This is a genomic window from Lacrimispora sp. YZC11 (assembly GCF_057543815.1).
In genome coordinates this window covers 417,510-431,544 of record NZ_BAAJYQ010000005.1, presented here as the reverse complement: position 1 = coordinate 431,544, position 14,035 = coordinate 417,510, and the positions used below count along the sequence as shown (strand labels likewise).

12 protein-coding genes are annotated in these 14,035 nt (G+C 37.9%); 10 read left to right on the top strand and 2 right to left on the bottom strand.

The window, feature by feature from the left end; all coding sequences use genetic code 11:
• Positions 1 to 79 precede the first annotated feature (79 nt).
• The gene (locus tag AC27IJ_RS05080; protein ID WP_312441731.1) at positions 80 to 754 is read right to left on the bottom strand and encodes a DUF5680 domain-containing protein; all 675 of its coding nucleotides are present in this window, start codon (positions 752 to 754) and stop codon (positions 80 to 82) included.
• 301 nt (positions 755 to 1,055) lie between these two features.
• On the opposite strand from AC27IJ_RS05080, the gene AC27IJ_RS05075 reads away from it, so the two are divergent.
• Together AC27IJ_RS05075 and AC27IJ_RS05070 are read left to right on the top strand one after the other, a co-directional pair.
• Entirely contained in the window at positions 1,056 to 1,709 is a 654-nt protein-coding gene (locus AC27IJ_RS05075; RefSeq protein WP_312441732.1) for a class I SAM-dependent methyltransferase, read from the top strand.
• Positions 1,710 to 1,790: 81 nt separating this feature from the next.
• A complete protein-coding gene (locus AC27IJ_RS05070; protein ID WP_487147783.1) occupies positions 1,791 to 2,246 on the top strand; it encodes a GNAT family N-acetyltransferase in 456 nt (151 codons plus the stop codon).
• A 98-nt stretch (positions 2,247 to 2,344) separates the two neighbouring features.
• On the opposite strand, the gene AC27IJ_RS05065 is transcribed toward AC27IJ_RS05070, so the two are convergent.
• A complete protein-coding gene (locus AC27IJ_RS05065; protein WP_312441733.1) occupies positions 2,345 to 2,893 on the bottom strand; it encodes a GNAT family N-acetyltransferase in 549 nt (182 codons plus the stop codon).
• 378 nt (positions 2,894 to 3,271) lie between these two features.
• Here AC27IJ_RS05065 and AC27IJ_RS05060 point away from each other — a divergent pair, with 378 nt between their 5' ends.
• From AC27IJ_RS05060 to AC27IJ_RS05025, 8 genes are all read left to right on the top strand, one after another.
• Positions 3,272 to 4,210, top strand: a complete 939-nt coding sequence (locus AC27IJ_RS05060; protein ID WP_487147780.1) for a UbiA family prenyltransferase — start codon at positions 3,272 to 3,274, stop codon at positions 4,208 to 4,210.
• Positions 4,211 to 4,557: 347 nt separating this feature from the next.
• Positions 4,558 to 5,967, top strand: a complete 1,410-nt coding sequence (locus AC27IJ_RS05055; RefSeq protein WP_487147778.1) for a glycoside hydrolase family 1 protein — start codon at positions 4,558 to 4,560, stop codon at positions 5,965 to 5,967.
• Between the two features lie 179 nt (positions 5,968 to 6,146).
• Positions 6,147 to 7,517, top strand: coding sequence for a PTS transporter subunit EIIC (locus AC27IJ_RS05050; RefSeq protein ID WP_487147776.1), 1,371 nt, complete (start codon positions 6,147 to 6,149; stop codon positions 7,515 to 7,517).
• A 148-nt stretch (positions 7,518 to 7,665) separates the two neighbouring features.
• Positions 7,666 to 9,114 carry a M81 family metallopeptidase gene (locus AC27IJ_RS05045; RefSeq protein WP_487147774.1) on the top strand — a complete coding sequence of 483 codons (1,449 nt, stop codon included), beginning with the start codon at positions 7,666 to 7,668 and terminating at the stop codon, positions 9,112 to 9,114.
• Between the two features lie 16 nt (positions 9,115 to 9,130).
• Complete coding sequence (locus AC27IJ_RS05040) at positions 9,131 to 10,516, top strand: M24 family metallopeptidase (RefSeq protein ID WP_487147772.1); 1,386 nt, start codon at positions 9,131 to 9,133, stop codon at positions 10,514 to 10,516.
• Between the two features lie 112 nt (positions 10,517 to 10,628).
• A complete protein-coding gene (locus AC27IJ_RS05035; RefSeq protein WP_487147770.1) occupies positions 10,629 to 11,414 on the top strand; it encodes a MurR/RpiR family transcriptional regulator in 786 nt (261 codons plus the stop codon).
• Positions 11,415 to 11,694: 280 nt separating this feature from the next.
• Positions 11,695 to 13,731: a BglG family transcription antiterminator gene (locus AC27IJ_RS05030; protein WP_312441735.1), complete on the top strand. Its 2,037-nt coding sequence runs from the start codon at positions 11,695 to 11,697 to the stop codon at positions 13,729 to 13,731.
• The gene (locus AC27IJ_RS05025) at positions 13,725 to 14,000 is read left to right on the top strand and encodes a PTS sugar transporter subunit IIB (protein WP_025233773.1); all 276 of its coding nucleotides are present in this window, start codon (positions 13,725 to 13,727) and stop codon (positions 13,998 to 14,000) included. Before AC27IJ_RS05030 ends, AC27IJ_RS05025 begins: the two co-directional genes overlap by 7 nt.
• Positions 14,001 to 14,035 lie beyond the last annotated feature (35 nt).

The window sequence follows — 14,035 nt, the reverse complement described above, 5'->3', positions numbered from 1 at the left end:
GAAGTAAAATTAGGATTGCACCAAATCGGATATAGTTATAGGCGGTTCTCATCTTAATATAGGCATTAAACTAATTATCTTACTTTACGATTCCTCCATGGAAATAACACTCATAAACCTGTAAATCTTTATAATATATTTCTTCATATCCCTGATACCATTTGAAATCTCCGCATACCTTGCAGTTATAAAAGTAATCGTTTTCTTGATAGAAAGCAGGACCACGAAATGGTTTATCCCGGGGCACAGCCAATAAAGCTGCTTTTAAAAAATTACCGCTAAAATTACTGCTTGTTACCCGCCCGGAGTAATTCATTGCATAGATTGGGATGCTGTTTTTCCACACAGCCTCTTCTCCGGAAAAACACTCGCCGCCGATATACGTGTCTAAATATAAAAAAACGCCTTCTTCATATCGTAAATCATGGGAATTTGGCCTTGAAGAAGCGCATTCCGCACTTTTTGCAGCATAAGTTTTGCATTTTGCCTGAATAAGAAAATCAATTAATTCTTTGCTATTGCAGGAATCCTGAGTTACGATGGAAGTAATGCAGGGATCATTGTCTTTTACCAGATGGTCAATCGTAGTTTTATAAAATTCAGAAATACTGATAAGATTGGAAATATCAGGATATGCCTGGCCGCTTTCCCATTTTGCTATGGCTTGACGGGATACGGATATTTTTTCGGCTAATTCTTCCTGCGTTAAGCCTTTGCTTTTTCTTAGAAGCAACAATTTTTCTGGAAAGATCATGGAAATACACCTCCGTGTTTTTTACTATCTTACCATATTTATATAGTTGTTTTGTATCCCCTTTCGGTTGCTTATTTGCTACTTTTATTTGCTTAATTCTCATGGAACTATGATTGAAGATGATATGGACGATTTAGAGGCGGTCTTTTAAGGATTATACCTATTCCTCTTTTAACATAATTTGTAAGGATAAATAAGTTAAGATTTCACATACATTGAAATGCGATGTTGATCGTTAGCAGGTTAGGTGGTAGTATAATTATATAAATTATTTATATTTGACCAAGCGGAGGTGAATGTAATGAAACTCGAAAAAATGGGAGAATTTTTTGATCGTCGTTTAGATGGGTATGAGGACCACCAGTTTAACTGTATTGATTCTGCAAAAATATTTTATCCCTATACGGCATCGCAGCTGCCTAAGACAGAAGGATGCAAAGTGCTTGATCTGGGCTGCGGGACAGGGCTGGAATTGAATGAATATTTCAAGGTTAATCCACATGCAGTAATAACAGGGATCGATTTGGCAAGTGGTATGTTAAAAGCTTTGCAGGCTAAATTTCCTGACAAACAGCTGTCTCTTATCAATGGCTCATATTTTGAGGTTCCGTTTGGAGAAAATGTATATGATGCTGCTGTTTCTGTGGAATCTTTGCATCATTTCACTTCAGAGCAGAAAATTTTGCTCTATAAAAAATTACATAGTTCTTTGAAAGAGGGCGGCTATTTTATTTTAACGGACTATATGGCGGAAAATGATTCAGAAGAAGAGAACAGCTTTTTAGAGCTTTCCCGGCTGAAAATAGAATTGGGAATAAGTGACGGCGAATTCTATCACTATGATACCCCTCTTACAAGGGCACATGAAACAGAAGCCCTGATCACCGGAGGATTTTCAAAAGTCGAAGTTCTGAATAAATGGCAAAGTACGAATACTTTGAAAGCATATAAATGAGTTTTCTTCGGATTATGGCATGATGTGAAGCCAATAAAAGAACATGCAAAGGAAAGCCTCACAGATTGGAAGAGAAGAATTATGGATTTAAGATATGTAAAAGCTGAAAAGAAAGATGCAGATTTATTAATAAATATATATAATGCAGCATTCTATGATGATTATGTTAAACATGGAGAGTGTCCTGCTTATGGGAAAACAAGAGAAAAAATGGAAGCATCTATTGAAAAGTTCCCGAAGCTAATTATTTTTAGCGAAGACTATCCCATTGGAGCCATTTCAGTTGTTGACAGAGGAGATGGAGAGTATTATTTGGGCTGCCTTTGCATTATTCCTGAATATCAGGGCAAGGGGATTGGCACACTGGCATTTCACTATATGCTGGACTCTTATTGCAATTGGAAAAAGATAACATTGGTGACTCCAGCGGACAAAGAGGAAAATATAAAGTTTTATACAGAAAAATGCGGCTTTATAGTAAATGGTACGGAAATGGATGGAAATGTTAAAGTAGCGCACTTTTTATTAGAGCGGTAATCACAAATTCTATCATTATTATTTAGAGGATTGCTGACTTAATCTCAAAATCAGCAGTCCTCTGTTCATAACAGGAAGCTCCATTGCTTCATCTTATGCTATAATTTGCATATCATCATATGTAGATCCCGATACGTACCATCTTTTAATTTTTCTGCATTTTCAATTGTCCCGCATACCTTAAATCCATGTTGTTCGTAAACATGGACTGCTCTTTTGTTATCTGCGACGACCTCAAGCTCAACCTGTTCATAGCCTAGCTTTTTAGCATTATTGAGGCAGCACTTTGTTAACATGTTACCTATTCCCATATCCCAGTAATCTCTTAATACAGCAATTCCATATCCGGCTCTGTGTTTTGTTTTCATATTTCCCCTAATGCAATATATAGTCCCGTTAGCCACCAGTTTATTATCTACAAAGGCGGAGACATCGAAGCTTTTTTCATCTTCCAGCTGTTTGCAAATATAAGAATTTTCTTCATCAACGGTTTTGGTGATTTCTTCAGGATACCTCCCTAAATAATCGGTCTCACCAGCGCATGTTACTAAATATTCAAGTAAATCTTTGGAGTCGGATATTTCAGGACTTCTTAAAACAACTTTTTCACCATTTTTTGATGCATATGTGATTTCTTCTATTTTCATAACAGTTCTCCACAATACTCAAATATTATTTTTATAGTTAAATAGATTTCTTTTTGTATATAATATATTATCAAAAAAAGTATTAGCGTACAATATCAAATTTCCAATCTTAGGTAGTCCGTTAAATTTCTTACCAGATAAGTATTTTATGTCATATACAATCATCTTGCTTATTAATTTGACTATTTTTTTCTGTATTGTTATAATATTGTCGATTACAAGTTTATTCGTAATCAAAAGGAGGCCATCCCGATCTGGACATAACATGTTTGGTATTGGGCAGGATAATTATATGTAAAACTGCAGTTCAGACAATGATCCGTTGAAGAGGATGCCCCATAATTACCATTTAAACTAAGAAGATGAAAGAGGATTGCAATGCAAACAAAGGTTGTTGTAGTAAATGATCATTCTAATATGAGAAAGTTTCTTGAGTTTGTTGAGATACGTACCAAGATTACAAGTCTGCTTCCGTTTCTCATGTCTCTGTCCTATCTGTTTTACCGCAGACTGCCGGTGAACTTGGAGCGTACGCTTTTGTTTTTTAGCTCAATGTTTTTGTTCGATCTGACGACAACCGCAATCAATAACTATATTGATACCAAAACGAACGGCCAGGAGCTGCCCTTTCCGCGGGGTATGGCAAAGCTTATTATTTATCTGTTATTCGGCGTGAGCACTGTTTTGGGCCTTACTTTGGCGTACCGCACGGATCTGGTTGTGCTTCTGCTTGGCGGATTGTGCTTTCTCTGCGGTGTATTCTATACCTGGGGGCCGATTCCGATTTCCCGTTTACCCTTGGGAGAAATCTTTTCGGGGCTGTTTTATGGTCTGTTTATTCCTTTTCTGATGCTTTATATGAACATGCCTTCAGGAACGTTTCTTACATTGACGGTGGATTGGAGTGCAGTACGGTTTGACTTAAACCTTGCGCCTGCGTTCTCCCTGCTTTTGGTTACGGCCGGTCCAATCTGTGCGACTTCCAACATTATGCTGGCTAACAATATCTGCGATTTGGAAAAGGATATTACGGTAGGGCGGTACACGCTTCCTTACTTTTTTGGTAAAAATGCGCTGGACGTTTTTGCCGGGTTATATTATGTTACTTATTTGACATGGGCGGTGTCTATCGCGCTGAGGATTCTGTCCCCGGTTTGTCTGTTGGCGCTGCTCACCATTATTCCTGTGCATAATAACATCTGCCGTTTCAGAGCGGAACATATCAAAGAGAAGACCTTTGTCCTATCGGTTCAGAATTATATTATCATTGTGGGAGCGCAAACGCTGATGATCTTTTTAAGTGGTGTATTGCTTTGACGGGAATGCATTTATTGTATGTTCCTTTAGATAAGATTCTAATTTCCTGACCGGAGTCGCAGCTCCGGTCAAGCAAATCCAAGCCGAAGGGCAGGAAATCAAGGCTTGATTGTCAAGCTGGCTAAAATCTATTGCAAAACCAATAAAATAAATATAGTTAATAAAAATAAGCATTAAGGTGAAAGAAGTCTCCCACACCTTAATGCTTATTTTTATAATAGATAACGAATGCTTAAGTCAGCTTTAAAATCGTTCTTATTTTGAACTACATGAACTTTTTAAAAGGATTATAATAAAAATGTAAAACGTTTTGCGATAATAGTTTAAGAGAGGAATACAGAAAAAATATGAGTATCAAAGGAAATTTTTTATGGGGCTCGGCAACCGCTGCTTACCAATGTGAAGGAGCATGGGACGAAGATGGGAAAGGCTTAAATGAATGGGATGTCTTCAACCATGAAAGTTCCCTGAATATAAACAATGTAGATGGTGATGTTGCCAGTGATTTTTACCATAGGTATAAAGAAGATATAGACCTGATGGCAGAAGGAAACCAAAATACTTATAGACTCTCAATTTCATGGGCTAGAATAATTCCGCGAGGAGTTGGCGAGGTCAATCCGAAAGGAATTGAATTTTATAACAATGTTATTAACTATTGCCAGGAAAAAGGAATTACTCCTAATGTGACATTATTTCATTACGACCTCCCAAATGAAATGGCTAAAATCGGTGGATGGGAGAATCGAAAAGTTGTAGATGCTTTTCATGAATATGCAAAAGTATGTTTTGAAAACTTTGGAGACCGGGTTAAGATTTGGTCTACCATAAATGAACCAAGATATTATGCTTATTGCAGTTATGTTGTAGGAAATTATCCGCCAAACTATAAAGCTGATTTTGGTCGTTTTTGGAAAGTTCTTTATAACCTGATGCTGGGAAGCGCGAAAGCCGTTCATAGCTTTAAGGAGTTAGGAATCGGCGGAATAATCGGTGTGGTTCATGACAATGGAAATGTTGAAATAGACCCTGACACGAAAGAAAAAGAATTAGTTAAATTAAGGGCTGATATTTTTTACAACCGTATGGTCTTAGATACCGCCGTATTAGGTAAAATGCCGGCTGAACTAAACAAGGTTTTAGAGGATAACAATGTCAACGCTTCATTTATTCATGACGAAGATATTTCTGCTTTTGAAAAAGGCAGGATCGATTATATTGGTTTGAATCTTTATAATCGTCAGTATGTAACCGACTATTCTGAGGGTGAGACAGAAATTTTCCATAATAATAAGGGAAAAGGATCAAAGTCCAAAGAAGGCATTCGTATAAAGGATCTGTTTGAAACATCATTTGACCCTGATGTAAGACGCAATCTCTGGGGAAGAGAGGTCTATCCAAAATGTATGTACAATGCTTTAAAGGAAATCAAGGCAAAATATGGAGATATTTTGGTTTATATCACGGAAAACGGATGCGGTCAATATGAAACTCCCGATGATAATGGCTATGTAAAAGATACTGAAAGAATAGAAATATGCAGTGAATTTATTGACTACATGCTACAGGCAAGAGAAGAGGGAGTTAATGTACAAGGGTATTATATGTGGTCTTCCATGGATCTCTATAGTTGGATTAATGGCTATGAAAAGCGGTATGGCATTGTCAGGGTAGATTTTAAAAATAACAATAAACGAATTCCCAAGGAAAGCTACTACTGGTATAAAGAACTTATCGCAGCCAAAAGGGGCATCTAAAAAGGGGAGAAAATCTTATGTTATCCACCTGAAGCTATCGCCACCGATTACAAGGTATTTTTCTATTGAAGGATACGAATATGGTAACGATTAAGCTGTTAACATGGTTGATAAATTTTGATATAGCAATATACTGATAAATTATAATGAAAAATAAATTTGGGTGGAGGATATATAAAATGAAATATGTTGAGATGTCAAAGCAAGTATTAGAACATGTTGGTGGTATTGAAAACTTAAATCATGTTGAACACTGTGCAACCAGGCTTCGTTTACACTACAACAGCAAGAAACTTGTAAATGAAGAAGCGTTAAAAGGAATTGAAAATGTCCTGGGCATTGTCAGCAAAGCCGGACAGGTCCAAATTATCATTGGGCCTAATGTGAATGAAGCATATAACGATTTCTTAGATGCGTCAGGATGGAAAGAAGGCGAAACCAGTGAAACAGCTTCCCCAGAGGAACCGGAAGAAAAAAAGGCGATGTACTATGTAAATAAATTTGGTAACTTCATGGCAGCAGTCTTTATGCCGGTTGTTCCAGCACTGATTACAGGCGGAATGATTCTGGCATTCAAAAACTTATTGGTTAACTACTTTGGTGTTGCCATGGATTCTGGTACTGCGATAATTTTATCTTCGATTTTCAGTGCTGCGTTTACCTTTTTGCCAGTGTATATTGGATTTACAATGGCGAAACGTTTAAAGATGGAACCAATCATGGGAGCTTTTTTAGGTGGCCTGCTGGTTAGCTCACATATTAGCGGTGCAGCAGGATTAAGCTTCTTGGGAATTGGAATTCCGGTGGTAGAATATACAGGCAGTGTGCTGCCAATTATGCTTGGCATTGGATTCATGTATTTTGTGGACAAGCTATTCCAGAAGTATATTCCTGAAACAGTGAGATACTTTTTGAAACCATTATTTACAATGATCGTTGTTGTTCCTGTAACATTGATTATTTTAGGGCCAATAGGAACCGTTTTAAGTACGTATGTAGGTGTTGGAATTACAAACTTAATGAAAGCAATTGGCGGAATAGCCATGCCAATTTTTGCGGTAGTTTACCCTTACATGGTCATGCTGGGATTAGACAAAGCGATTATGCCAATTGGATTTAACAGTGTTGCGACGATTGGATATGATCCGGCTATTATGGTTATGGGATTTATCTCTAACCTATGTATTGGTGGAAGTGCATTAGCGGTAGCTACGACAATACAAAATGATAAAAGCAAAAAAGGTATGATTGCCTCCTTTGGTATTACTGCACTTTGCGGAGTTACGGAACCGGCATTTTATGGGTCATTAATCATGAGGCCAAGAGTATTGATTGGTACTGCAATCGGAGCGGCAAGTGCTGGATTAGTTGCTGGTATCTTTGGATTAAAGAGCTATGTTATGGGAGGATGCCCAGGATTATTAACAGCTTTGTTCTTTGTCGATAAAGATGGCGGCTTGGGAAATTTCTTTTTGGCTGCAATCGTAGGAGTTGTGGCAGTAGCGGTATCTTTTGTATCATGCAAGATTATTCTTTCAAAAACAGAATGAAAAAAGCAAAATAATTGATTTTTAAATTAGGGTGACTGAATCGATTGTATAAGAATATTATAAAAATCACTCCTGTGAATAATATTCATAGGGGTGATTTTTTCTAGTGAGAGGCACACTTTTAACTGTATTCAGGAGGTAGAATGTAATGAAAGTATTGATTGCCCAATTTGTTATTGAATCCAATGCAAATATTCCGTATAAAAGCAAATTAGAAAATTTTAATCTTTTATTTGGAGAAGATTGCATTCGGGAGATGAAATGTGAAGATGTATTTGCGAGAGAAGGAGTCGAAATCATCCCTTCCATTTATGCCAATGCGGCAGCCGGTGGTGTATTAGAGAAAGATGCATTTGATTTTATTGAAAATAGAATTTTGGAAGATGTAAAAAAGCACATTCATGAAATTGATGGTATATACCTTCACCTGCATGGAGCAAGTGAAGTCGAATGTTTAGAGGGCGGATCAGGTGATCACCATATTGTGAAGGAGATTCGCAAATTAGTTGGGCCTTATTTACCGGTTGCAGTGGTTTGTGATCCTCATGGCAATTTATCTAAGGAATATGTAGAAAACACAACACTGATTCGCAGTTACCGGAATTCTCCTCATACAGATATAAAGGAAACGGTTGCGTTTATTTGCAAAAAGATGGCAGCGCTGTTGAAGACGCGTCAAAATATTACACCGGCATATCGTAAATTACCGATGATTTTGGGCGGGGAACAAAGTGTATCTGCTGATGAACCAGTAAAATCCATCAATCAATATTTGGATGAATTAGAAGAAGATAAAAGAATTTTGAGCTGTTCGTGGCATGTAGGATATATTCGCCATGACTGTGATGTTGCAGGATGTGGTATTGTTGTTATCCCATCAACAGAAGCCGACCAGGAATATGCAAATAAAATTGCAGATAAATTGGCCAAGTATGTATGGGATAAACGGCATGAATTCCACTATACCGGACTGACTGCACTGCCGGGAGAAGCAATGAAAATGTCAGTAGAATTTAAAGGTAAGCCTGTATTCATTACTGATTCCGGGGATAATGTAACCTCTGGGGCTGTGGGATGCAATACATTCCTATTGCGCCAGGTGCTGGTACTTGACAATACCGGCAACAAGAAATTTTTGTTTGCCGGCATAAATGATGCAGAAGCATTAACAGAGTTAGCCGGATTGGAAGAAGGGGAAAAAACAGCAATTTCTTTAGGAATGAATTTGGATGAGTTATCCGCAAAAGTAGATTTAGACGTTGCAGTCAAAGCAAAAGGATATTTGGCTGGCTACTGTTATGTAGGAGAAGGGAATTTTGGCGAATGTATTACCATTGGTGTCAAAGATAAACCAATCGATATTATTGTTTCGGGAAATAATCATCCTTTTGTGGAAATTCACCAGTTTAATGCTGCTGGTGTAAATTATGAAGACTATGATATCATTATTGTTAAACAGGGATATATTTTCCCGGAATTAAAAGAAGAAGGCAAATTAACTGTTATGTCATTAACCCAGGGAGCAACGTTGCAGGACACTTCAAAGCTGCTTTTCAAACGTATTATGCGGCCTATGTTCCCGATTGATAACATTTAAAGAAGGAGAAAATAAAATGATACAGCTAAAAGAAATAAAAGTGCCGGAATTAGAACAGAATCTTGTACCGGTTGCATTAAGTGATGAAACAATGGAAGAAAGAAAAGAAAAATTGTTGGCAAAGATGAAAGAGAAAGGTTATGATACAATTGTTATCTATGCCGATTTGGAACATGGAAGTAATTTTGAATACATATGCGGTTTCCTGCCTCGTTTTGAAGAGGCCTTATTAGTGCTTCATTCTTGTGGTAAGGCTTATATGGTATTGGGAAATGAAAATTTGAACAAGGCAGCAAAATCAAGAATAGAAGTGACGGCTGTGCACATGCCGTATTTTTCGCTGCCAAACCAGCCAATGAATACAGATAAAAGCGTCGCTGAAATTTTAGGGCAGTGCGGATTGGATAAAGCAAAAAATATTGGTTTCGCTGGTTGGAAGAATTTTACCGGAAAATCAGAGGATAATACTTCATTATATGATATTCCTTACTTTATAGTACAAGCAATCATGAGCATCTGCAAGGAAGCCAAATTTTCTAATGCTGCGAGCTTGTTTATTGGAGATGGAGGTGTACGAACAACAAACAATGCCAATGAATTTGCACATTATGAATTTGGAGCTGCACTTGCAGGAAATTGCATACTAGAAGCCATGGAAGAGTTTGATGAGGGGAAAACAGAAATGCAGATTGCAGAGAAATTAGCTGCATTTGGACAGCCTCATAATGTTGTAACAATCATGGCGGCAGGGGAACGTTTTGAAAAAGCCAACATATACCCAACTAATAAGGTAATTAAAAAAGGAGACCGTATTTCAATCACTACGGGATTCAAGGGAGGATTACAAAGCCGTGGCGGATATGCGGTATTCTGCGAAGAGGAATTGCCGGAAAGTGAAAAAGACTACTTGAATAAGATAGCATTTCCTTACTTCACTGCTGTAAAGACTTGGTTAGAAACGATTTATATTGGTATGGACGGAAAAGAATTGTATGATAAGATAGAGGAAGTGCTGCCAAAAGTCCAGTATGGATGGTCATTAAACCCTGGTCACTTATGTGCCGATGAGGAATGGCTTGCTTCTCCAGTATATCCAGGCTCTGATGAAATATTAAAGAGTGGAATGCTGTTCCAGATTGATATTATTCCAACCGTTCCCGGATATGGTGGAATCAGCTGTGAGAGCGGAGTTATGCTGGCTGACAAGGCATTACGGGAAGCAATAAAAAAGGAATATCCGGAAATGTGGAATCGAATCCAGAAACGTAGGTCTTATATCAAGGAAGAATTGGCAATCAATCTTTCAGAAGAAGTTATTCCAACAAGTAATGCGACTGCTTACTGCCGCCCATTCTTACTGAATAAGAAAGCGGTATTCACAGGTTCCAAAAAGGAATACTGATGGCTGTTTAAATGTTTATCCTAAATACTTATATTTGCATACCCGTCCGGTTATAAATAGCTTATATTAGAAGAGTAATCATACATTAATAAGCTCAATGGAGGATTGTAATGTGGAAATCAATAACTTAGGTCTCTTAAACTCTTTATCATTAATAGTAAACGCAGGAAAATCAGATAATATTGAATATGTGTTAGCACAGTATATTTTAAAAAATCTATATAGAATTTCCAGTGTTAGTATTTCAGAAATTACGGAAGAATGCTTTACATCTATATCAGCCATTAGAAGATTCTGCGAACAACTAGGATACGATAATTTCAGCAAATTAAAAAGTTCAGTGACTAAATTAGTATTTCCAAGTAATTTAAGATATCGAGATAATGAAGAATACTCCAATTATCAAAGCCATATAAAAAGTCTAATTAATGACATGATTATAGATATTGATGAGCATTTTAATTTTGAAAAGATAAGTTTTTTATGTCAGCTGCTTCATAAAGATGTTAATATCGTGTTCTTATGTGCAAATAATACTAGCGGAACAATCGTAAAGTTTCAGCAAGAATTAATGTTTGCGTCTAAGGTTACTCATGTTATTTCAAATTCATTTACTAAAAACACTGTATTAAAAGCTATCAATGCTGAGGATATCATAATTACCGTATCAGCATCTGGAAAATTTGCAGAGCTGTCGCTGGAATTTGTTAAAAGTTTAAAAGGCCATAAATTTTTAATAACGGGAAACAGGGATCAAAGTTTAAAAAATGCATATGAAGATGTTTTTTATATAAGTAAAAATAGTATCTCAAATGACTACCTTAGTATTTATGGGAAATATGGCATTACCTATATACTTGATCTATTATCTATGCAATATATATACTTATATTCTTAAATGATTAAAAAATAAAGCTTCCTAATAACTGATTCTGGACAAAGTCAGTTATAAGGGGGCAATATATGCAACCTTGACTTTTAAATTATCATACGACGTCAGCGAAAGCGGCGTCTTTTTTTGTGGTAGGCCCAGCGTTCGTGCATACAAACCCCGCATGTATTGTGCGGAAAGCGGTTGATGAACCGCCATATACCTATCCATTCAAAAAAAGTGAAACAAATTGGATTTGCCTGCGGATTCAATGGAATGCTATACTTATCACATAAAGGAGGAAACCATGGAAAACCGACTTTTAGAAATATTCCGCCTTGTCTGTCAGAGCAACCGTGAGTTTACCGTACGGGAGCTGGCACAACAGTTTTCTGTAAGTAGCAGGACTATTTACAGTGATATAAAAAAATTAAATGAATTACTGGAGGCTTCCGGATATCCTGAAATCAATGCAGATAAGGGGAAGATGTTTTATACGGAACCGCTGATGATTGAGTTTGAGAGTCTGATGCACTCAACTCCGGCTTTTGTTTTATCGAATTTAAGAATCCGGCGTCTGCGGATCACCACGTCCATTCTTTTGTCCGGCGATCAGTTCACGGTGGATGACCTGTTGAAAGAACTTGATATTTCAAGAAATACCCTCATCGCTGATCTAAAGGAAGTAAGGGAAATGCTCAGCTTTCATTCCATCGCAGTAGAGGCCACACCCTTTAAAGGGTACCGGATCTCTGGCAAGGAACAAAACATCAGAAACCTTCTGATTCTTTCAATCAGTGAAGATCCGCTGTTTTTTGAAGACAGGTCAGGAAAAGAAGATATGCAGATCCTGTATTCCTGTGAGGCCTTTCTCGATGATGTAGCCAGACGGCTTAATGTAGAACTAAGCGATGTATCATTTAACCGTATGCTGATCGCCATTTATGTCACTTATGCAAGGATCTCCATTGGAAAAGCTTTTACCGGTGGACCAAAGGATGTTTTAACGAGAGAAGAAAAGGCTTTTGTGGAACGGCATGAGGAAATTGAGGCGATATTCGGCAGGAAAGTATCGATTGATGACTGCTTTTATCTGGCAAATAAGCTGGCAGAAGCATCTGTCGTCAAATCCGAGGAGCTGCTGTCTGAAAAATGGCTGCCTTTTAATCTGGTAACGAACCAGTTTATCGATGCAGTGGCACAGGAATACCCCTTTGAAGCTTTTCGCACCGATTCTAAGCTTTATGAGGGACTGCTCAATCATCTGCGTCCTGCCTATAAGCGGGCTTTGGCTGGGGAATGGGCTGAAAATCCATTATTGAGCTATGTTTTGGAAAATTTCTTCCAGCTTAACAAAGCGGTGGCAAAGGGCGTAAAGGTACTTGAAGAAAAGCTTAAAGTGCATTTTAATGAGCACGAGATATCTTACTTCACATTGTTTTTTGCTTCAGTAATAGAAAGAAATGAAAAACAGATCCGCAGGACGCCCAATGTCATCATTGTCTGCAACGCAGGAATCAGCACTTCTGAGATATTGAAAAGCAGGCTGCAAGCCATCTTCCATGTGAATATATTGGGGACATTCAGTGTGAGAAATGCGGCACTGTGGCTGAAGGAGCATACTCCGGACCTGATCATATCCACGGTACCTTTTAAATGGAAGGACACAAAGGTGCTGAAAGTAAGTCCTTATTTATCGGATTATGACATAAAGGAAATACAGAGCCAATTATCGTTTTTAACTGCCCGGATCCATATGACCGAGGTGATGAACATTATTGGCAAATATGTGGAGATCGAGGATCATAATCTGGCACCTTTAAAAAATGAATTGAGCACATATTTGGGAATTACAGAAAATTCAGAACCAAAGAAAGGAATTTATCAACCGATGTTAAAAGAAATTTTGACCACAGATTTAATAAAAGCAAAATTTGAGGCCGCCAGTCGGGATGAAGCCGTTATGGAAAGCGGCAGGCTCCTTGTAGATAAGGGGCTGGCAGATGAGTCTTACATCCAGGCTATGCTTAAAAATGTTGAGGTGAACGGAACCTATATCGTCATCTCACCAGGAATAGCCATGCCACACGCCAGACCTGAGGAAGGCGCCCTGGATATCGGCCTTAGCATTGTAACTTTAAAAGAACCCGTTGTATTCGGACATCCGAAAAACGACCCGGTTAAAATCGTGGTGGGCCTTTGCGCCATTGACCACCAATCCCATTTAAAAGCGCTTACCGAGCTAGCGGACATTTTAATGGACGAAAAAAAGGTAAATGAAATAAATAATGCAGATTCCGCAGAGGAAATATTACAGATCATAAAGGGGGATTCATTATGTTAAAAATTGTTACAGTATGTGGTGCAGGAGTAGGAAGTTCCATGATGCTTCGCCTGTTTACCCAGCAGATTCTTGATGCTGAAAAGATTGAAGCAACCGTGGATGCTTCTGACATCGGTTCCGTCAGCCCGGATTCCTATGATATTTTAATTACAACTTCAGATTTTGCCGATGTTTTAAGAGATTCTAAGGCGCACATTATCCGGATCGACAACATGATGGATAAGCAGTATTTAAAAGAACAGCTTCTGGAAGCAATAAACAAGAGATAAAGGGAAGGCTGATGGCAGCCTTAGAAGGGAGAGAA

What these genes read in the sequence shown, in the direction of transcription:
- AC27IJ_RS05065 (WP_312441733.1), bottom strand. Translation starts at nt 2,893, where the DNA reads ATGAAAATAGAAGAAATCACATATGCATCAAAAAATGGTGAAAAAGTT.
- AC27IJ_RS05030 (WP_312441735.1), top strand. Translation starts at nt 11,695, where the DNA reads ATGGAAAACCGACTTTTAGAAATATTCCGCCTTGTCTGTCAGAGCAAC.
- AC27IJ_RS05075 (WP_312441732.1), top strand. Translation starts at nt 1,056, where the DNA reads ATGAAACTCGAAAAAATGGGAGAATTTTTTGATCGTCGTTTAGATGGG.
- AC27IJ_RS05025 (WP_025233773.1), top strand. Translation starts at nt 13,725, where the DNA reads ATGTTAAAAATTGTTACAGTATGTGGTGCAGGAGTAGGAAGTTCCATG.
- AC27IJ_RS05055 (WP_487147778.1), top strand. Translation starts at nt 4,558, where the DNA reads ATGAGTATCAAAGGAAATTTTTTATGGGGCTCGGCAACCGCTGCTTAC.
- AC27IJ_RS05060 (WP_487147780.1), top strand. Translation starts at nt 3,272, where the DNA reads ATGCAAACAAAGGTTGTTGTAGTAAATGATCATTCTAATATGAGAAAG.
- AC27IJ_RS05050 (WP_487147776.1), top strand. Translation starts at nt 6,147, where the DNA reads ATGAAATATGTTGAGATGTCAAAGCAAGTATTAGAACATGTTGGTGGT.
- AC27IJ_RS05070 (WP_487147783.1), top strand. Translation starts at nt 1,791, where the DNA reads ATGGATTTAAGATATGTAAAAGCTGAAAAGAAAGATGCAGATTTATTA.
- AC27IJ_RS05080 (WP_312441731.1), bottom strand. Translation starts at nt 754, where the DNA reads ATGATCTTTCCAGAAAAATTGTTGCTTCTAAGAAAAAGCAAAGGCTTA.
- AC27IJ_RS05040 (WP_487147772.1), top strand. Translation starts at nt 9,131, where the DNA reads ATGATACAGCTAAAAGAAATAAAAGTGCCGGAATTAGAACAGAATCTT.
- AC27IJ_RS05045 (WP_487147774.1), top strand. Translation starts at nt 7,666, where the DNA reads ATGAAAGTATTGATTGCCCAATTTGTTATTGAATCCAATGCAAATATT.